General features: G+C 34.8%; 21 protein-coding genes. 3 read left to right on the top strand and 18 right to left on the bottom strand.

Annotated elements, in window-relative coordinates; all coding sequences use genetic code 11:
* Window positions 1–13: 13 nt before the first annotated feature.
* From QO263_RS03430 to QO263_RS03370, 13 genes are all read right to left on the bottom strand, one after another.
* A complete protein-coding gene (locus tag QO263_RS03430; RefSeq protein ID WP_502928709.1) occupies window positions 14–625 on the bottom strand; it encodes a peroxiredoxin in 612 nt (203 codons plus the stop codon).
* 482 nt (window positions 626–1107) lie between these two features.
* Window positions 1108–2346 (bottom strand): ABC transporter substrate-binding protein, encoded by a 1239-nt coding sequence (locus tag QO263_RS03425; RefSeq protein ID WP_285626527.1) that lies wholly within the window; start codon window positions 2344–2346, stop codon window positions 1108–1110.
* Between the two features lie 30 nt (window positions 2347–2376).
* Window positions 2377–3093, bottom strand: a complete 717-nt coding sequence (locus QO263_RS03420; protein WP_285626525.1) for an ABC transporter ATP-binding protein — start codon at window positions 3091–3093, stop codon at window positions 2377–2379.
* A gap of 1 nt (window position 3094) precedes the next feature.
* Window positions 3095–3913: an ABC transporter ATP-binding protein gene (locus QO263_RS03415; RefSeq protein WP_285629186.1), complete on the bottom strand. Its 819-nt coding sequence runs from the start codon at window positions 3911–3913 to the stop codon at window positions 3095–3097.
* On the bottom strand, window positions 3891–4946 hold the full coding sequence (locus QO263_RS03410; RefSeq protein ID WP_285626521.1) for a branched-chain amino acid ABC transporter permease: 1056 nt from the start codon (window positions 4944–4946) through the stop codon (window positions 3891–3893). The genes QO263_RS03415 and QO263_RS03410 overlap by 23 nt, the downstream gene beginning before the upstream one ends.
* A gap of 12 nt (window positions 4947–4958) precedes the next feature.
* The gene (locus QO263_RS03405; protein ID WP_285626519.1) at window positions 4959–5831 is read right to left on the bottom strand and encodes a branched-chain amino acid ABC transporter permease; all 873 of its coding nucleotides are present in this window, start codon (window positions 5829–5831) and stop codon (window positions 4959–4961) included.
* A gap of 15 nt (window positions 5832–5846) precedes the next feature.
* Window positions 5847–6665 carry an alpha/beta fold hydrolase gene (locus tag QO263_RS03400; protein ID WP_285626516.1) on the bottom strand — a complete coding sequence of 273 codons (819 nt, stop codon included), beginning with the start codon at window positions 6663–6665 and terminating at the stop codon, window positions 5847–5849.
* Window positions 6666–6682: 17 nt separating this feature from the next.
* Complete coding sequence (locus QO263_RS03395; RefSeq protein ID WP_285626513.1) at window positions 6683–8002, bottom strand: acetyl-CoA hydrolase/transferase family protein; 1320 nt, start codon at window positions 8000–8002, stop codon at window positions 6683–6685.
* A 12-nt stretch (window positions 8003–8014) separates the two neighbouring features.
* Window positions 8015–9043 (bottom strand): 3-oxoacyl-ACP synthase, encoded by a 1029-nt coding sequence (locus QO263_RS03390; protein ID WP_285626511.1) that lies wholly within the window; start codon window positions 9041–9043, stop codon window positions 8015–8017.
* A gap of 27 nt (window positions 9044–9070) precedes the next feature.
* Window positions 9071–9895 carry a methyl-accepting chemotaxis protein gene (locus tag QO263_RS03385; RefSeq protein WP_285626508.1) on the bottom strand — a complete coding sequence of 275 codons (825 nt, stop codon included), beginning with the start codon at window positions 9893–9895 and terminating at the stop codon, window positions 9071–9073.
* 85 nt (window positions 9896–9980) lie between these two features.
* On the bottom strand, window positions 9981–10874 hold the full coding sequence (gene phaZ / locus QO263_RS03380; protein WP_285626506.1) for an intracellular short-chain-length polyhydroxyalkanoate depolymerase: 894 nt from the start codon (window positions 10872–10874) through the stop codon (window positions 9981–9983).
* A gap of 599 nt (window positions 10875–11473) precedes the next feature.
* A complete protein-coding gene (locus QO263_RS03375; protein WP_285626502.1) occupies window positions 11474–11890 on the bottom strand; it encodes a MaoC family dehydratase in 417 nt (138 codons plus the stop codon).
* A 136-nt stretch (window positions 11891–12026) separates the two neighbouring features.
* Window positions 12027–13490, bottom strand: a complete 1464-nt coding sequence (locus QO263_RS03370) for a sigma-54 interaction domain-containing protein (RefSeq protein WP_285626498.1) — start codon at window positions 13488–13490, stop codon at window positions 12027–12029.
* Between the two features lie 306 nt (window positions 13491–13796).
* On the opposite strand from QO263_RS03370, the gene QO263_RS03365 reads away from it, so the two are divergent.
* From QO263_RS03365 to alr, 3 genes are read left to right on the top strand one after another with little or no spacing between them, the layout of a single operon-like run.
* Window positions 13797–14879, top strand: a complete 1083-nt coding sequence (locus QO263_RS03365; RefSeq protein ID WP_285626495.1) for a D-alanine--D-alanine ligase — start codon at window positions 13797–13799, stop codon at window positions 14877–14879.
* Entirely contained in the window at window positions 14876–16282 is a 1407-nt protein-coding gene (locus QO263_RS03360) for a UDP-N-acetylmuramoyl-tripeptide--D-alanyl-D-alanine ligase (protein WP_285626491.1), read from the top strand. Before QO263_RS03365 ends, QO263_RS03360 begins: the two co-directional genes overlap by 4 nt.
* Complete coding sequence (gene alr, locus QO263_RS03355; RefSeq protein WP_285626488.1) at window positions 16282–17490, top strand: alanine racemase; 1209 nt, start codon at window positions 16282–16284, stop codon at window positions 17488–17490. The genes QO263_RS03360 and alr overlap by 1 nt, the downstream gene beginning before the upstream one ends.
* Before the next feature lie 47 nt (window positions 17491–17537).
* On the opposite strand, the gene QO263_RS03350 is transcribed toward alr, so the two are convergent.
* The 5 genes from QO263_RS03350 to QO263_RS03330 all read right to left on the bottom strand — a co-directional run bounded on the left by QO263_RS03350 (window position 17538) and on the right by QO263_RS03330 (window position 20414).
* A complete protein-coding gene (locus QO263_RS03350) occupies window positions 17538–18347 on the bottom strand; it encodes a VanW family protein (RefSeq protein WP_285626486.1) in 810 nt (269 codons plus the stop codon).
* Between the two features lie 164 nt (window positions 18348–18511).
* On the bottom strand, window positions 18512–18667 hold the full coding sequence (locus QO263_RS03345; protein ID WP_285626483.1) for a hypothetical protein: 156 nt from the start codon (window positions 18665–18667) through the stop codon (window positions 18512–18514).
* A gap of 34 nt (window positions 18668–18701) precedes the next feature.
* A complete protein-coding gene (locus QO263_RS03340) occupies window positions 18702–19160 on the bottom strand; it encodes a DUF441 domain-containing protein (protein WP_285626480.1) in 459 nt (152 codons plus the stop codon).
* A 67-nt stretch (window positions 19161–19227) separates the two neighbouring features.
* A complete protein-coding gene (locus QO263_RS03335; RefSeq protein ID WP_285626478.1) occupies window positions 19228–19365 on the bottom strand; it encodes a hypothetical protein in 138 nt (45 codons plus the stop codon).
* A 140-nt stretch (window positions 19366–19505) separates the two neighbouring features.
* On the bottom strand, window positions 19506–20414 hold the full coding sequence (locus tag QO263_RS03330; protein WP_285626476.1) for an aminoglycoside phosphotransferase family protein: 909 nt from the start codon (window positions 20412–20414) through the stop codon (window positions 19506–19508).
* Window positions 20415–20538: the final 124 nt, after the last annotated feature.

The following is a 20538-nucleotide window of genomic DNA, read 5'->3' as shown; positions in this document are numbered from 1 at the left end:
ATAGGATGAACATTTATATATTCCTGTAGCACAAATACCAATCTATACATTCTAGCCCTTCTTCTCCTTGCTTCCTCCTTAGTAGTTCCTCAAAGGTTTGAGGTGCAGGAACTACTACTGCGCAGCCTGGAACCCAGTCAGCAGGAGTTGCTACCTTTTCCCTGTCTGAGGTTTGAAGAGCTTCAATGATGCGAATCATCTCTGGTATATTTCTACCATTTGTAAGTGGATAGACAAGTATAGCCCTAATAATCTGTTTATCATCTATAAAAAATACATTTCTAACAGTCTGTGTAGTGCTTGCTTCAGGAGCAATCATGCCATACAATCTTGCAATACTTCCATCTCTGTCAGAAATTATTGGAAAAGGTATTTGGACTCCTGTATTTTGATATATATTGTAAACCCAAGCTAAATGAGAGGGATTGCTGTCAATACTCAATCCTAGTAATTGTGTATTTCTCATAACAAATTGATTATTATGCTTTGCCAAAGCAATGAACTCTGTAGTTCAGACAGGAGTAAAGTCTCCAGGATGTGAAAAAAGAACTACCCATCTGCCTACAAGACTTGAAAGCTTAATTGGTCCAAAGGTTGTTTGAGCAGTAAAATCTGGAGCCTTCATTCCTATTTTGAGACAATTATTTTCCATAATAATTCACCACCAAATGTATATTGATTTCTCAGTATATAATATGAATTTATAAATACATTAGTGAAAAACTAATATTCACAGTCTATCAATGCAATTTTATTTGCCTGCTGTCGCCCACATAAATTTGGTCCTAACGGAACATGAAAAGCTCTATAACAAGTCCTTACAGACTTCACAGAGCTTTTTATATTATATCTTAAATCTTTTAATAATTGATTGCAAATTTTCTCCAAGGCTTGCAAGGCCCCAACTGGCACTTGCAATTTCTTGAATTGAAGCAGTTTGTTCCTCCTAGAGGCAGTTACTTGCTGGGTAGCAGCTGAATTTGCTTTTCCTTTTCCTTTACATGCCTACCTTTCATGAAAAATCTCCCCTCAAGATATCAGATCTTTATTTTTCAATCTATCTTAAGGGGAGCATATTATTTTATCATAAATCTATTTTTTAATTGGTTACTGTACCCTATCTACTATAATGTTTAAATCTTCAACTGGCTTTACACTTTCCCAGGCTTTGCCATCATCAGAAACCTTAAGTAGTGACATTGCCTGTGTTCCTAGACGTTGTCCATTTGCATAGTTAACAGTTCCTCCCATAGGTATCTTAAACTCTGCAGACTCCATTGCCTTCATAAAGTTTTCCCAGTTAAGCGTCTGTCCTTCTGTTCTCTTAAGTCCTTCACAAAGGAAATGTCCAGCTATCCATCCTGCCATAGCAAAAGCATTCCCAGCATAGTCTGGTTCACCATAATTAGTCATTCCTTCTACGAAGTCATTAACTTCTTCAGCATTACTTAGGTCAACCCATGCATTTGAGTATATTGGAAACTTATTTGAAGCACTTTCATAGTCAGCAGCAAAGTTTGCTATAGTTGTAGCATCAGCATTTGAATATGTTGTAAACACTGGTTTGCTTACACCTTGACTTATAAGACCTTTTACTATAGTTGGTAAAGTTGCTTGTATTGAAGCAGCTACGACAACATCAACATTTTCATTTTTCATTTTTAATACTGCTGAAGATACATCTGCTGCTCCTGGATTTATTTGCTCTTTAACAACAGAATAATCGTCGCCAAGCTTTTTAACTTGATTTTCTACTCCTGCAAGTAAGTCTTTTCCTGCATCATCATTAGTGTAAATAACGCCTATTTTCTTTGCACCATGCTCTTCCACTGCTCTAGCAACAATCAGTCTACCTTCAGTAACATATATTGGCTGAACTGGATATAGCCCCTTACCCTTTTCAGAACTAGTTGCATCTTCGTTGTAAAGAGCTGATATACCTGCTGCAAAGTATACAGTTGGTATTCCTGTTTCTGTTAATAGATCAAGAGTAGCTCCTATTGTTGGTGTACCAAAATGCCCTACAAGTGCAAATACCTTATCATCATTTATTAGCTGCTCTGTAAAAGCTTTTCCTTTTACCGGATCAAATTCATCATCATAATGTACAAATTCAATTTTTCTCCCGTCAATTCCACCAGCATCATTTACTTTCTGAATATATGCCTGTATACCTGCATTAAATGGCACTCCTACAGGTGCAAATGCGCCTGATGTGGCAGCAGCATTTCCTACTTTTATAGTGGTATCAGTAACTCCTTGAGAAACAGTTGCCTTACTAGCACATCCTGATAATGTCATTAATAGCATGGTAAAAATAAGGATAATCGATATAGGTTTTTTCATTACATAACCCCCTCATATTATTTAGGTTTTTTATTTTTTATCTCCAAGATAAGCTTCTATGAGCTCAGGATCTTCACTAAGCTTCTTTGCATCTCCTTCCATCCTTATCTTCCCAACTTCAAGAACATAAGCATAGTCAGCAATTTTTAAAGTTTGTAGTGCATTCTGTTCCACAATTAGAACTGTAGTGCCATCTTCCCTTATTTCCTTGATTATTTCAAAGATGCCTCTAACTATTAAAGGTGCAAGGCCTAAAGATGGCTCATCTAGTAACAGAAGCTTTGGACTTCCCATAAGAGCTCTTCCTATTGCAAGCATTTGTTGCTCTCCGCCTGAAAGAGTTGAGCCTATTTGGTTTTTTCTTTCCTTAAGCACTGGAAAGTATCTGTATACTTTCTCAAAATTCTTTGCAATTTCCTTTTTATCCTTTACTGTATATGCTCCCGTCATTAGGTTTTCCTCAACTGTAAGGTCTCTAAATACCTGTCTTCCTTCAGGGGATTGAATTATTCCTAGTGAAGCTATTTTATTTGCTGACATTCTTGTAATATCATGGCCAAAGAATTCTATATGGCCATCAGAAGCCTCTAGGACACCTGATATTTTTCTGAGTGTAGTAGTTTTCCCTGCGCCATTTGAGCCAAGTAGAGCTACTATATTTCCCTCTTTAACAGTTATGTCTATCCCTTTAAGGGCTTCTATACTGCCATAATTTACTCTTAAGTTATTAATCGTTAATGCATCCATGCTATTCATCCCCCTTTCCTAAATAAGCTGCTTGTACCTTCTGATTGGCTTGTATCTCTTGAGGTGTTCCTATAGCAAGAAGCTTACCAAAGGAAATAGCACATATTCTATCACATAAATCTGTAACAAATTTCATGTCATGCTCTACAAGAAGTATTGCACAATTGTATTTGTTTTTTATTTCTTTTACTATGTTTACTAGATCCAATGTCTCTATCTCATTTAATCCAGCTGCAGGTTCGTCTAGTATTATAAGCTTGGGATCACACATCAGTGTCCGAGCAAGCTCAATTTTTTTAAGAACTCCATAGGGTTGACCTGCTACAAGCTGATCCTTTATATCAAAAAGCCCCATATATTTAAGTACTTCCTCTGCTTTCCCTCTAAATCTTTCTTCCTCCTTTCTTGCTTTCGGAAGCTTTAGTATCTGACTTAATATTGAAGCCTTGAACTCTATATGTGAGCCTATAAGTATATTGTCGATTACAGTTAATTCTCTTATGAGCTCTAGGTTCTGAAATGTTCTTACAAGTCCCTTTGAGATAATTTCATGAGGTCTTTTCCCAACTAGGTTTTCAACCTCTCCTGTATTTGTTCTGAAGAAAACTCCTCCATTATCAGGCTTATAGAACTGTGTAATACAGTTAAATACAGTAGTCTTTCCTGCACCATTAGGTCCTATAAGTCCAAAAATCTCCTTCTCTTTAATGTCAAAGGACAGTGAATCTACAGCTTTTAGTCCGCCAAAGGCTATGGAGAGATCTTCAATTCTTAATACTGTATTATCAGACATCTTCTCATTTTGTGTTAACACTTCCATGCTCACTGTAGTTCTCCTTTCCTTTTTTAAATTTTAGAAAAAACCTCCTAATATCATTTTTCATATGTATAAGGCCAGTAGGATAAAATAATATTACTAAAATTATTAATATCCCATTGAATATATAGGCCATTCCATCAAAATCACCAATGATAGGCAATCTTTTTAGAATTAGATCCGGTACTCCAAAAACTATAAATGAGCCTAATATTGTTCCTGGTATAGATCTTATTCCTCCTATAATTATTACTGCCAAAATATTAAGAGAAAGTGTCAATGTCCATGCGTTAGGATAAGTATATTTTACAAAGTGTATATACAAGACGCCACCAAGAGCTGAGTAAGCTACAGCTATTGCAAAGGAAAGAAGTCTATATTTGTATATATTTATTCCCATGGCCTGAGCTGCTGCTTCGCTTCCTCTCATGGCCTGAAATGCTCTTCCTGTATAACTATTTATTATATTGTGAGCTATAATCATAACAGCCACCAGAAATACTACAATAAGAATAAAGGAGCCATTTCTTCCTAGCTTTATAAAACCTAAAAGCTCTGGATACCCTGCTTTTTTCCCAGAAAAGCCATTGGTAACTACTTCAAACTCTACAAACACCTTACGGAATATTTCTGATATGGCCAAGGTAGCTATGGCAAGATAAAATCCTTCAATCCTAAGGGACACAAGTCCTGTTAAAACTCCTATTACCATTGGAACTGCTACAGAAATCAACAGTGACAGCTCAAAGGGAAGGTTTAAATCAGCAGTAAAATAAGCTGCAAGATAAGTTCCCAGTCCCATGAAACCAGCTGTGCCCAAGGAGATTAGACCTGAATATCCTAAAAGAATGTTGAGTCCCAAAGCTGCTATTGAATATATGAGTATACTCGCAATTATTGTGAGATAGGAATACTTTAGGAATCCTATCTCTACTAGTATAGGAAGCAAGATTAGCAAAGCTCCAAAGATTATATAATCTGAATATGGTCTGCTTTTCTTATATTTTTCAATCAGTTTATTTTCTCTCTTTTCCAATATCTACACCTCCTATACCTTTTTAACTATTTTCTTGCCAAAAAGTCCATTTGGCTTAAATAGTATTACGGCTAAAATCAATATATAAAGTATTGAATCGCTCCATATGGATGATATATAAAAGGAAATAAAGTTACTTGCAAATCCTATTATATAAGCAGCTATAACAGGTCCATGAAAGGTTTGGAATCCTCCTAGAACACAAGCTAAAAAAGCAATTATCTGAACTCCGTCCATCATAGAGATGCTGACACTTGTAGTAGGTGCTAGCATCAGAGCTGCTAGTGTACCTAGTGCTGCTGCTATGGCCCAAGAGGCCATAGTAACAAAAGTAGTCGGTATACCCATCATTCTGGCAACTATATCATTAGAAGCAGTAGCTCTTACAGAGAGGCCCCATTTGCTTCTTTGAAGCATATAGAATAAAAATAGCATTATTACAACACCAACTATAATATTCACAATGGCATTGTATGAAATTGTGGCTCCCATTATTGTATGGCTTCCATAAATAAATCTAGGAAATTGAAGAGGATCTGTTCCGAATATCATAGGTGCAAGGCCTAAAAATATCATTATTAATCCAAGTGTTATTATCTGCTTAGATACAGGATTAACCTTTTGTGTCCTTGATATGACTATCCTATCCACAAGTACCCCTACAAGAAATGCACTTAACATTCCAAGTATGGCCACTACATAAGCTGGAAGGCCTGTACCCATGAGTATATAGGCAGCTATAAATGCATTGAACATACTTAGTGAACCTTGAGCATAATTTGTTGTATTTGATGTTCTGAAAATAAGTATTATACCTAATGCTGCAAGTGCGTAAATACCCCCTGTTTCTAAGCTATTCAGGAGTATTTGTATAAATATGCTCATCACTATCACCCCTTCTTACAAAATTTTAATTTCCTTATCATAACATTCAACAAATCCAAGTACTACTGTAATGAATTCGTATGGTTTTTCATACATGGTTGCATGTCCTGAACCTTTTATAACCATTAGCTTTGAATCAGATATCCTTTTTTGTATCTCTTCCTGACATCTCAAAGGTGTAGTGATGTCATACTCTGCACCAATTATTAGTGTAGGTACTTTTATATTGTGAAGAGCATCTGTAATGTTCAAATCCTCTGCACTTCTAACTAGCCTAATAAATCCCTCATACCATTCAGGCTTTAAGGAAACTGAAAATGCTTTTTCTCGCTCTTTTAGCCAAGTAATATTGGATTCATAAAACTCTGGTGAATAAACGTATGGCATAGTTACCTTGAAAAATGTGCTTCCATCATAGGTTTTAGCTGCATATATCCATCCATCGCCAATATCCTTTAATATGTGATTTGTATAACTAGTAGTGTTAGATAGAATGAGGCTTAGAAGCTGAGCCTGATATTTTAATGCAAATCTCTGAGCTACCTCCCCTCCATAAGAAATTCCTACAAGGTGAACTTTATCTAGTCCTAAAATGCTAAATAATTCTTTTAGCATCTCGACATGCATATCTTGAGAGTATTCTCCTTCTGCTCTATCTGATTGTCCCTGATCTATGAAATCTACTAGGACAAGCTTATTTTTTCTTGAGAATATATCTATAAATGAAGTCCAGCTTCCTGTACTCATCATTATTCCATTTAATATGACTATTGGTTCGCCTTCTCCATAGGTTTCGTAATACATGTTTTTTCCTTGTATCAATACCTTAGGCATTGTTCACCCTCCTTAGATTACCAAATCATCAATTCTTTTGCTTCTTCTTTTAGTTGTTCCCTAAAATCTGGATGTGAGATATCTATTAGAGCCTTGACTCTATCTCTTATGGAGGCACCTCTAAGTGAAGCTACTCCATATTCTGTAACTACAAAATCAACGTCGTTTCTTGAAAGTGATACAGCAGCACCTTGAGCCAGTCTTGTAACAATCTTAGATATTGTTTTTCTCTTATCAGTTCCGGGAACTCTCACATTTGCTGTAGAGTATAGGGCTATAATAGATTTTCCACCCTTAGACAGTTGAGCACCTATAGCAGTATCTGCTTGACCTCCTGTACCACTAAATTGAACATGCCCTATTGCTTCTGAACAGCATTGACCTGTTAAATCAATTTCCAATGTGGTATTTATAGATACCATCTTATAGTTTTGTCCTATTATATAAGGGTCATTTACCCATGAGCCTCTCATTATATTAACTGCTGGGTTGTCGTCTATAAAGTCGTATAGCTTCTGAGTTCCTAAAGCAAAAGTAGCTACCATTTTTCCTGGCAGTAGTGTCTTATACCTTCCTGTAATTACCCCTGCCTCATATAAATCAACCATGCCATCTGTAAACATTTCAGTATGGATTCCTAAATCCTTCTTATGCATCAGCTCTGCTGCTACTGCATTTGGAATACCTCCTATTCCCAGCTGTATAGTTGAACCATCTTCTACTAGGTCAGCAATATATTTTCCTATTATCTTATCCTTTTCAGAAGGCTCTACTGTTCCTAGCTGTGGAACTGGGTAATCAGTCTCCACTACATAGTCTACATCACTAACATGTATTATTGCATCCCCAAAGGTCCTTGGCATATTTGGATTAACTTCAAGTATCACAATGTCAGCATTTTCAATCATTTCTCTTTCATAGGTTGCACTGAGTGAAATGGAAATAAAACCGTGCTTATCCATTGATGAACCTGTTCCTATAAAGACATTTGGTTTTCTATGATAAATTCTTTTAGTTGCTGCCAGATGAAGATGGTTAGGTATAAAAGATACATTACCGTTTTTATGAGCTTTTCTTATTGATGGACTGTAGAACCACCCTTCCATTAAGAAGCTCTCTTTGTATTCGGGATTTACAAAATAGTCGTAGTCACCCATTGGAAGACATGTAGCTACATTGACATTTCTCACTCTATCTGAAATAGTGTGTAGCTTTGAAAGAATTTCTCTAGGTTCTGCAGCTGATAAAGCAGATACTACATTGTCATCTGTTTTAATCTTGTTGATTGCTTCTTCCACTGTTATTACTTTACTATTGTATATTTCCTTTATGTTCATCAGTTTTCCCTCCTATTTACCCCATTTGATAACGTTTGCCGCCCATGCATATCCAATCCCTGCAGCTATCATTGATATTACAGTTCCATTTTCAATCTTTCCTTGCTCTAATGCTAAGTGAAGTGATAGTATTTGGTCTACTTGACCCATATGCCCATAATTAGAGAGATATACTGATTGATCCTCAGTTAAGCCAAGAGATTCTACCATTCCCTTATGTTGTGAATATTTAAAATGCAATACTGCTAAATAACCTAACTGGTCTTTAGATATTCCTGATTTTTCAAAGGCTCTGTCTATACAATGATACCAGTTACTCATAGAAACTTCATTTAATCTGTCTTTCATATGCTTTGCATCAAAAAGTCTTAATGATTTATATGCTTCTCCAATATTTTCGCAAGTAATTGGCTTTTCAGTTCCTCCAAACTCTACTCCTGCATCTCTTGCCATAGTTCCATCAGTCATTATATGGGTACCAAGCAATAGGTTTTTATTGTAGTTTTTCTTTAATATTATAGCTCCACCACCTGCAGAAAGGTTATACATCATTGACATGTCCTTGTCAGTATAATCTACAAAGTCTCCATTTCTATAGCCGCCTACGACCATTGCAGTGTTTATATCTTCATCTGCAAGAATCATATCCTTAGCTATTTTCATAGCTGCAACAGTAGTACAGCATCTTTGCTGAACATCTATAGCCCATGCATTTGTAGCTCCTATTTTCTCCTGAATGTAGATCCCGGATGTTGTTAGAGGATATTCCTTCCATTCCTCTCCCATACATATGATTAAATCTATTTCCTTTGGATCAATTCCAGTTCTCTTAATTGCATCAAGTCCTGCCCTTACTCCCATCTCTTGTGTTCCATCATTTTTCCCTGGTATTGGCTTCTCAATAATCCCTAATTTATTTATGACGGCTTCCTCTGTCCAGTAGCCTTTAGTAGCTTCTGAGATTTCCTTAGCTGTCATTCTTCCTTCAGGAATGTACATACCAGTTCCAACAATTCCTACATTTGCTTTAGTATTTAACATAGTAAAACCCTCCTATTTTATGTTTATTTATTCAGTTAGTAGCTGTGCTTTTTCTCTCAGCTTTTCTGCTCTTTCATTTAATTCCTTAACTAGACTATTTATATAATTATTTATTTCTATTTGATGAGATGAAATATTTAAAAGCTCATCAAGTCTTTCTGTAATTTGGCTAGTAGCTTCTCTAAGCTCCTCTATTATTTTGTCTGCATTTTTAATATATGCACTAGTCTCATCGGCAAGATTTCTAACTTCTTCTGCAACTACTTTAAAACCGTTGCCTTCTTTTCCAATCCTTGCTGCTTCTATAAAAGCGTTTAGCCCCAACATATTTGTTTTGTTTGAAATAGTTCTGATAAATCCCAATATGTTTTCAGTATCTTCTACTCTTTGCAATGATTCATTTGTGATAAAGCTAAGGTTTTTACCCACATCTTTAAGCTTTAATGAGTTGTCAGATATGACTTCAGTAATAGATACCATTTGCTGCATTGCATCATGAAGGTTGTCTGCTAGTACCAACAGCAAATCCTGCCTATCTACAGCCTCGAAGAAGCCAACAGAGCCTGCTATCTTTCCAAATTCGTCAAAAATCGGAATAGCGATTGCAATATAAGGGAATCCAAATACTTCACTTCCAACTCTCCTAACAACCTTTTTGCCAGTAATAATACTTTCATAAGATACTGAACCCTTTACATGGGGCGAACCATTCTTTATTTTATGATCTTGCTTTTCACTTGGTATATATATCAAACATTTCTCAACGTCACAAACAGAAACAGCAAAATCAGTATTAGTAAGTCTATTTATATAGGGAGCAACAGCTACAAAACTATCTAAAAGATTGCTCATTTCCTTCCCCTTTCTCATAAAGGCAATATTATTTAAGTAATCCATAAAGCCTTAGATAATATTTTGAAATACCTATTTACTTTCCCTAATTCATAAAGGTCAAAATTAAATTCATAAATCTATCCAGATCATCCGTTATAGGAGAATGGCCTCCTCCATCTAATAATTCTAGTTTAACGTTTTCCCCTATGCCATCAGCTATTCCTATACCCATAGACATAGGTACTATTAAATCATTTTTGCCTTGTATAACCAGTGTAGGAGCCTTAATCTTATGAACTTCTCCTGAACCTTCCACTACTCCGTTATGTTCATCTGATATGTTAAAATGAACTAAGGAATAGTCTATATCTACTAAGTTTCTTTGAGTAAGCATAGCTTCTAAGTACTCTTCGTATCTTTCTTCTGTAGGCTTTGCGGATACATATATTGATGAATCCCATACAGCTTTAAGGAAAGCCTTGTTTCTATCTCTATATGCATTCAATATAGGTACTACTTGTACTGGGTCAGATTCAATCTCTTCTTTAGTCTTTAAGAATTGGCCAATAATAGGATTACCAGCAGCATCTTTCTTAAATATTGGATATCCCTTTATTCCTACAGATTCAACTAATATCAGTTTTTTGACATATGTAGGATAATCTATGGCAAAATACATAGCTACTCCACCGCCTGTAGACCAGCCTGCTAAATAAAACTCATTAAGTCCCATGGCATCTGCAAATAGCTTAAGATCTTCTGAAAAATCTCTTAATGAATTTACTCTAGTATTATAGGTCGAAGCTCCAAAACCTCTCAGGTCTATGGCATAAACGGTATATTCCTCGGGCATGTTCTCCATAACTGTATCCCAATGCTTTGATGTAGACATATTACCGTGAACTAATATAATAATTTTGCTGCCCTTACCTGTTTTTCTGTAACTCATGGCTTCACCATTTGGTAATTCAATTAAATTTAGCATAATCTCAGACATGTCATCCTCCTACTTTAATATTTTTAAATATTTAATCGTTTTTTGCAGCTTTCTTATAGATTTTCTAATGCAATATATATGCCAATACCGTTTTTTGTATTTGATCTCCATTATTGGTGATCTATAGCCGAATTTCTCTTTCAGAATCTAAACTTTTTTGTCTTTATTCTGTACATGTATAAAATTTGTACTAATTCGTTATACGCAATCTCGCTACTCAAATTTATTTGTTCGCTAGCGCTCACATAAATTTGGTCCTCGTTGCGTTTGACCTACCATCGATTTTCTGATAAAAGCATTCAGAAAATCGGGTTAGGTCATTTTCCGCAGTCTCGCTACTCAAATTTATTTGTTCGCTAACGCTCACATAAATTTGGTCCTCGTTGCGTTTGACCTACCATCGATTTTCTGATAAAAGCATTCAGAAAATCGGGTTAGGTCATAAAAAGGCTACCTTTAAATATAAGGTAGCCTCTAATCTTGTATAATCGCTTTTTACTAAGCACAATAAGTGCTTATCTTTTTACAATATTTTGTACTTATTTCAAACACTGTCCTAAAAACAAACAGTTTAATCTTAATCCTCACACCTTCTGATATTACCTAGGAGGCATTACTGTAGCCATACCATCGAGCACTATATCTCCATTCTGATTTGTGCAGGTAGTCCTTAAAATTATCCTGTTCTTTTCTGTTATCATCTCAGAAACTTCGACTTCTGCTTTAATTGTGTCTCCCATTCTAACTGGAGCTGTAAATTTAAGTTCTTGCTTTAAGTATATAGTACCAGGTCCTGGAAGCCTCATTCCTAATACAGCAGATACTAGACCAGCAGTCAGCATCCCATGTGCTATCCTTCCTTTAAACATTGTATCTTTTGCATATTCTTCATTAATGTGAGCTGGGTTTAAATCTCCTGTAATACCTGCATACATGTACACGTCAGTTTCTGAAATCGTTTTTTCAAAAAAAGCCTTGTCTCCTAACTTAATTTCACTTATAGTTTTACCTTTCATTTGACACCCTCCTCAAATTTATATTTTATTGAATAACAATGCAACTTCTATGCCATAAGCATTAGAGCTTTCGACATCCTTGTTACTTTTTTAACATTGTCGCTTAGAAATATACTTTACTTTTGAACTATTTGTATTAAGATATTCCATATCTCTCCATCTTATCATATAAACTTGAACGACTGATATTTAGAAGTTTAGCTGTTTTCAGCTTGTTACCATCCGTATACTCTAAACATCTTACAATAGCTTCTTTTTCTGTATCCTCTATTACATCTTTTAATGGCCTTATAGGACCATCTGACACTCTTTTGGCGCTTTGAGTCAAATATACAGGAAGATGAATAGGCAATATAGTATCTGAATCGGTAAGATTTATCGCTCTTTCCAATACATTCTCTAGCTCTCTTACATTTCCTGGCCAATTGTGTCCAATAAGGTATTCCTTAGCTTTATCAGATATATTAGAAACATACCTTCCAAGCTGGTTTGAAAGCTTTTTAAGCAGCATTGTCACAAGTTCCTCTATATCTCCATATCTTTCCCTTAAAGGTGGTATCTCTAAAGTCATGACATTTAGCCTATAATATAAATCTTCTCTAAACTTTCCTTCTTCTATTAGCTTTTTTAAGTCCTTGTTGGTAGCTGCAATGACTCTAACATCAACCTTGACAATACTATTGCCACCAACTCTTTCAAATTCTTTTTCTTGTAACACTCTTAACAGCTTTGCCTGCATTTTAAGTGGCATATCTCCAATTTCATCCAGGAAGATACTGCCACTGTTTGCCAACTCAAACTTACCAATTTTACCACCTTTTTTAGCACCAGTGAATGCCCCATCCTCATATCCAAACAATTCTGATTCAAGTAGCTCTGATGGTATAGCTGCACTATTAATCTTTACAAATGGAGAAAAACTTCTCACACTGCCGTTATGTATTGCATGAGCAAATAGCTCTTTTCCAGTCCCGCTTTCTCCTAGGATCAAAACATTCGAATTTGAGCTTGAAGCCCTTTTCCCAATAAATTTTGCGTGAGCCATCTTTTCGCTGTTTCCAATTATAGTGTCCCAGGAATATTTTGCTCCATGCATTTCCTTTAGCTGATTTTTATATAGATGGAGCTCCGTTTCTAGCAGTCTATTTTTTTCAACTATTCTCTTAAACTGCTCAAGGTCTTCAAAGAGCACCATTCCAACTGCATATTTTACTTCACCATTTTCATCAGAAACAATTAACCTATGTACTATTGCAGTATGACCGTTTTCAAATGTATGTTTCCAAGCTATTTCTGGCTTTTTAGTTTTAAATACATAAGGAAATCTGGAATACTTGTCCACCTGCAATACTGGCTTACCTATTATCTCTTCCTTAGGAAAACCAAGAAAATCAGCAAATACTTGATTGATCATTCTAATTTTAGTATCCTTGTCCAACAAAATAAAAGGTACAGGAAGGGGATCAAATATTTTATTCATCATAGAAATCAAATATTCGGTTAGTATCGTATCTTCATCCATTGCTCTAACATTTTTCTCTAGGATTTGATTATATTGATTTCCTTTTTGAATTTGATTATCTCCTTGCTTACCGTTCATAAAGTCACCTCCACCAGATCTCATAGCAACCAAAGTACAAAAATTAATAATATTTTTAAAATTGAATCTAATTCTATTTTAGCATAGATATTTATTAATATCGACAATAATATCTGTTACTTGTTAAATACAGTAAAAAATAAAACTAGCCTAATTTTATCTATTGTGCTAGTCAATTTTATGACATAACAACATATTTTGAATGAGATCTCAGTTCTTTAAGAAATTTGTAAGAAATATGAATAGTAATTTGTAATATCCTTTCTGTAAAATAAAGTTATAAACAATGGACAGTAGGAGGAAAATATGAAAACAAATATTTATGTAATTTACGGCGGAAAATCAGTAGAACATGATGTATCTCTTTCAAGTGCATTTTCAGTAATCAATTCACTAGACAAAAACAAATACAATATTTATCTAGTTTATATTACAAAAAGTGGTGTATGGTGCGATCTAGGAAGATTAAAGACTAATTTAAAGGACATAGAGCAGCTACAATCTAGTAGTTCAGCTACGGTTACTTCTTCCCTAGGAGACTTCTTATCTAAAAACTTTAAGAAAAATGAAAAAAGCATCGTCTTCCCAGTTTTACATGGAACATATGGAGAAGATGGTACAATTCAAGGATTGTTTGAAATGCTAAATATCCCTTATGTAGGCAATGGTGTCCTATCATCAGCGGCAGGAATAGATAAGGTTGTGATGAAGGATATATTTTCATTAGGGAATATTCCACAGGCAAAGTATACTTCTACTAAGCTTCATTCTTGGAAAACAGATGAAGAGCAGGTTTATAAACAAGTTGAGGACCTTATTGGTTATCCTTGCTTTGTCAAGCCTGCAAAATTAGGCTCCAGCGTTGGAATAAACCGCTGTGGAAATAGAGATCAGCTTAAAGAAGCAATAAAGGAAGCTTTCCTATATGACAGTAAAATAATAATTGAAGAAGAATTAATCGGCAGAGAAATGCAAATTGCAGTAATAGGAAATGATTGTCCTAAAGCCTCTGTAGTTGGTGAATATATTCAAGAAAGACAGTTCATGGACTATGCTGCTAAGTATGTGGATGGGAAATTAGTTCCTATTATACCTGCCAGATTATCTACAGAAATAAGTGAAGTTATGAGGGAAACTGCTATTCAAGCCTTTAAGCTAATAAATTGCTGTGGCCTTGTAAGAGTTGATTACTTCGTCACCGATGAAAATAAGTTCTACGTAAACGAAGTCAATACTCTGCCAGGCTTCACTGCATACAGCATGTTTCCAGCCCTATGGGAAAAAACAGATGGCACTACCTATGCCGAGTTAATAGAAATACTGATAAAGCTAGGCTTTTGTATGCATAAGCAGAAGAATTCAATTTTAAGTATGAGGTGGGAAAAATGATTTGTCGTACTTTAAGAGAAATTGAGGAAATGGTTGGGGGATACGAATTAAAAGAAGAAAATGAAAATAAGATTATACAAGGAGTCACTATAGACACTAGACAAATAAAGGCCGGTCAATTATTTGTCCCTATAGTGGGAGAACGATTTAATGGACATCATTTCATAAAAGAAGCTATAGAAAAAGGAATAGCAGCAGCTATATGGAATAAAAACGAGACTATACCTGATATAGATATACCTCTTATATTAGTAGACGATACATTATCGGCTATTCAGAGATTAGCAAAATCATATCGTGAACAATTGAAGGTAAAAGTAATAGGAATCACAGGAAGTAATGGCAAGACATCTACAAAGGATATTCTAGCTAGTCTCCTAAAATCTAAGTATAAAACTCAAAAAACCTTTGGCAACCTAAACAATCATTTGGGAGTCCCCCTAACTATTTTAGAGCTAGAAGAGGATACTGAAATGGCTGTTGTCGAAATGGGAACTTCAAATTTAGGAGAAATTGAGCTATTGACTACAATAGCTTCTCCTGATGTGGCTATCATTACAAATATTGGGGAAGCACATTTAGATGAATTAAAGTCAAAAGAAAATATTGCCCAGGCAAAGCTTGAAATATTAAAGGGATTAGATTCCAATGGTTTATTTGTCTACTATGGTGATAATCCTTTACTGAATAAGAAAATCAAGAATATGAATATTAATTACAAAACAATAACCTTTGGTCAGGATTTATCTAACACATATATCCCTAGATTAGTCTCTTCTGATGAAAAGGGAATTTCTTTTAGTTTAGATAAATTTCATTGTCCACCCTTCTATTTACCTATGCTTGGAAAACATCAAATGTATAATGCTACTGCTGCTATTACTGTAGCTAGATATTATGGAATATCCTTTGAACAAATACAGGATGGTCTATTAAATGTTGAAGCTACTGGAATGAGAAATGAAGTAATCCATACTGAAAGATGCACAATCTTAAATGATTCATATAAATCTAATCCAGTAAGCCTCATGGCCGCATTAGATACGCTTTACAGTATGAAAAATTACAATCAAAAAATTGCTGTTCTTGGAGATATGATAGGTCTAGGCACTGATGAGGTTAATATGCACAGAGAAATTGGAGCACAAATTGATCCTGAAAAAATTGACTATTTGCTTACTATCGGCCCTCTTGCAGCTCACATAGCCAAAACTGCAAGACCAAGATTTGCAAAAAACAAGGTATTTTCTTATAGAAATAAAACACAATTAGTTCAAAAGCTTAAAAAAATAATGGAATATGAATCTATTATACTAATAAAGGGTTCACGTATGCTTAAGCTAGAAGAAATAGTTGAAGAATTACAGAGTGAAGAATTTTTGGAAAAAAAGGAGGTAGTATAATGGATACTTCAATGCTTCATAGGGACGCATGGGTGGAAATCCAATTAGATAGAATCGAAAATAATATTAAACAGATACGGGAATATCTGCCTCCATCTGTTAAATTCATGGCAGCAGTAAAGGCAGATGCTTATGGACATGGTGACTTGCAGGTTGCCAGAATAGCTTTAAAAGCAGGAGCCGATGCACTGGCAGTTTCAATACTTAGCGAGGCATTATATCTACGAAAGAATGGAATTAAAGCACCTATTTTAGTACTTACACCTATACTTCCTAGTGATGTGAATATTGCTATTGAATACGATTTATCTGTCACTGTTTTTCAGCTTTCTTGGTTGAAGGAAATGAGATTATATAAGGTCGGGAAAAAACCTTTAAAGATTCACTTAAAGATGGATACTGGACTAGGCAGAATTGGTATAAGTAAAAAAGAAGAATTAGAAGCAATGCTGCCTATTCTAAACAAGGAAGATATAGTTGTAGAAGGTATGTACACACATTTTGCAACTGCTAATAGAGAGGACTCGACCTATTTTAATAAACAGCTTAAGGCATTTTTAGATGATATTCAGTGGATAAAATCTAAGGGATTAGATATCTCCATCTTTCATTGTGCAAACAGCGCTGCAACTTTAAAATACAAGGATAGTCTTCTTGATATGGTGAGAATAGGAGTTGCTATGTTTGGAATATATCCGTCAGAAGAAATAAGAAGAACGGCTCCAGTAAAATTACAGACTGCTCTCTCTGTACACTCTAAGCTATTACATGTTAAAAAAATTAAAAAAGGTAGCTTTGTAGGTTATGATACAGCTTATCAGGCAAATTCAGATGAATGGATAGCAACAGTCCCCATAGGATATGCCGATGGTTGGTTTCGCTGTTTTCAAGGATTTCACGTCCTGGTAGATGGACAGAAAATGCCTATTATAGGTAAGATTTGCATGGACCAATTTATGATAAGACTTCCTAAAAAATATCCTACTGGTACTCCTGTAGTTTTAATTGGTAAGGATGGAGATAATGAAATCACTCTTGAAGACCTTGCTAAACACATAAACAGTGTTCCACAGGAAATCCCCTCTATGATTACTTATAGAGTTCCAAAGGTATATTATTATAATCATGAAATTGTAGAGGTATTGACTGAGAGGTCCTGGAGCCCTAGCCAGTATCCTTTAAGTAAAGTTAATGTCAATATAAAGTAATTATCTTAAGATAAAAAGGGGCTATATTAGCCTCTTTTTCACCAATATTATATAGCATGTCCTGATTCTAAAAGTGGTTGATACATCATAATAGCATAGTTTTCAACCACATATTCATCATTAATTAATTCTCCATTACAGTTGAAAACCCGTCTGTAAATAAGGTTATGTCTGACATAGCCACCCCAATATTCTTGTGTAATTCTATGTTCTTTTTCATAGACTTCATAGCTGTAAAGTGACTTTTCTACAGTATTCCACTGGCCGACTAAGTAATCATCTGTTAAGTAGATGTTTAATTGATAAGGCTGCTCAGTTGGATTGTATATTCTCAGGTCTAGATAATTATAAAAGCAGGTAGCACCACTGCCAAATGGTTGAGTTCTGTTAGAGCCGGGAAAAACGTCGTAGCTGTGACGATGCCTTTCTGTTACTTTCAAAGGAGTATGAAGAGCAAGCCAATATATTAAATTAGATAGTTGGCATAGCCCTCCACCTATACCTGTTTTATAGGTACCATTAGATAGCATCATTCCATCAATATAGCCCTTTTTTCTTGTAGGTTTACCTATTAGACGCCAATATGAAAAAGTTTCGCCCGGATAAATTATTATGCCATTAAGTCTTTCAACTGCAATTCTGAGGTTCACAATCTTATTATATTGTAGCCACATATCTACATCTTTTAATTGCCTCAACAAAGGTGTCTCATGCTTAAATGCTGTATAGGGCAATACATCAATCTCTATTTTCCTTGCAAATTTGGTATTCCCAAAATACCATTCCAAATATCTATTATATGTGTAATAGATTTTGCCTAATGCTATTCTAGCTTTAGCTCTCTTAACTGGTTTCATCAAATACCTCCTATGCAAAAGGATTTCTATTTACTTAGAACTTTATATCAGCATTTCTGAGTAAATGTTGAAATTTTCGTCATCAAAGCATACAAAAATCACTTCTTTAAGTATTTGATCAGTTAATAAAAACTTAGAAACTTCTCTTAATGCAATCTCTGCCGCTAGTTTTTTAGGAAATCCGTATACTCCCTCTCTGATTTTAGGATATCTAGAAAAATGGTTCTTAGTTCTTCGTCAGTACAATGCAGCCATAGTTGAAGGCCTATCTTAACCCAATCTGTTAACATTGATTCTGTTGCAACAACAATGTTTTCCATGTCTATCATCTCCTTCTTAAAATTCAGTTAATTTTTAAGTCTTTTTGATAAGCTTTACAAACAGTGCCAGCATGCCAGATGTAATAAGAGGTCCTACTGGTACACCACCTAAAAAGACGGCTGCTAGCACTGAACCAAAAATCATTGCAGGTACTACATCATTATTTCCTTGGACAGTAAGATAATCCAAACCAAGTCCACTCAAATAAGTAGTGAGAAATGAAAGGATTAGTGCAGTTATGCCAATCCAAGAAGTGAAAATGTTTTTTACATTTAAAATCGTTACCTTTCCACTTGCAATAGGGATTAAAATTGCAGCTATAAGTAAAATCAGTCCCCAATTCACTCCGTTCTTTTCGATTAGTGGATAAATAAATTGGTCTAAGTTCAATAATTTAACTATAAGCAATATGCATACTGCAATAGCTACCGAGTTAGCTTTTCCGAATACAGCAATTGCCAATATAATCGTTAGCATAATGTTCGAATCCAAACCAATCAACTCCAAATAATTTAATATTGACAAAAATCATAATTATTTTCTAGTAGTATGGTCCATCTTATCCGTCATAGTCGAGTCTGTCTAACAATAAATCTTCATAGGTACACATATTATACTCTAATGCATTCTGGTGTAAGATTAGATATAGTTTGGAATTTGCAACATATTTATCTGTTTGAATTTTGCCATTGTCCACATAATTAATTCCCCTTTTTATTTTATTTGCAAAAACAGAACACTATAATATTATTAATATATTCTATAATATGCTCCTTTAGTAATCCAATTGTAGAACATGTTAATCTTCCTATATCGAATCGTATATAACCTTTTTATTTAATCTAATGCTACGTACCAATTCGGAATATGCGTTTTAAAGCCATCATACCATTTCATAAAACTTTGTGTCTGTTTAAGCATTATATCGACTTCTTTCTCCCCAAAAGGAATAGCCCAAGGAATAGAGGAAAGCTGATTGCTTGCTATGTATAATGCCATTAGTCTAAAAAACAAACCAGGTACAGCATTATCAAAATATCCGTTAATGTATCCAGAGGCAAACATAGGACTTATTTCCACACACCATGTAATTCTATTAAATTCTTCCCATGGGTCTCCATAATCCATTCTGTTAAAATCAATTATACCTAACTCCCTTTTTGGTGTAATAATCATATTACCAACATGATAATCTCCATGCTGGAAAGACTGGGAACGATTTATTAGAAGAGAGCGATTTTGTTCTATGTAATCAATTAATCTATCATCACTGTGGAAGTGAATGCTACAAGCTTTATAATTGGCTATCTTTCTATCAATTTTTCGATTAAATCTTTCTGCCCAGTTAGGTTGATTTTGTGGAGCAGGAATGCTATGTATTTGCTTTAGGTACATACCAGCCTTATTGCCAAGCATGTATTGTTCTCTGCTATCAAGGGCAGGAAGAGCATCACTTGCCTCTTCTCCGTCAATCCAAGTAAGTATAGAATAAACTGACTGTCCATCATTACAGGTTCCAAAATCAATGGGACGAGTAAATAAAATATCCATTTTCGTAAGTGGCTTCAAGCTTTCAAACTCTTTTTTCTTGTTTTCATATTGTGATATATCTGATAACCTAAGTAATAGCTCTTTTTCATCCTTGGTTTTTATATAGTACTTCTTATCATCTGACCAACCCTTGTTAATTGGTTTTATTATATCCCAATTTTTAAAGCCTGGTATATTGCTAAAAGCTACTGTCAAAGCATCAACTCCTTTGTTCAAAAATTATAGATACCTTTAAGCTTTATTTTAACATAAAGTGGGCTCAAAATTAAAAGAAAAATATTTATGTATATTTTATTTCAGGATACTCTAACTCTTAGTA

The sequence above is a fragment of the Proteiniborus sp. MB09-C3 genome, assembly GCF_030263895.1.
Lineage (GTDB): Bacteria > Bacillota > Clostridia > Tissierellales > Proteiniboraceae > Proteiniborus.
Note: the sequence above shows the minus strand (reverse complement) of the source record. Positions and strands in the feature narration are given on the sequence as shown.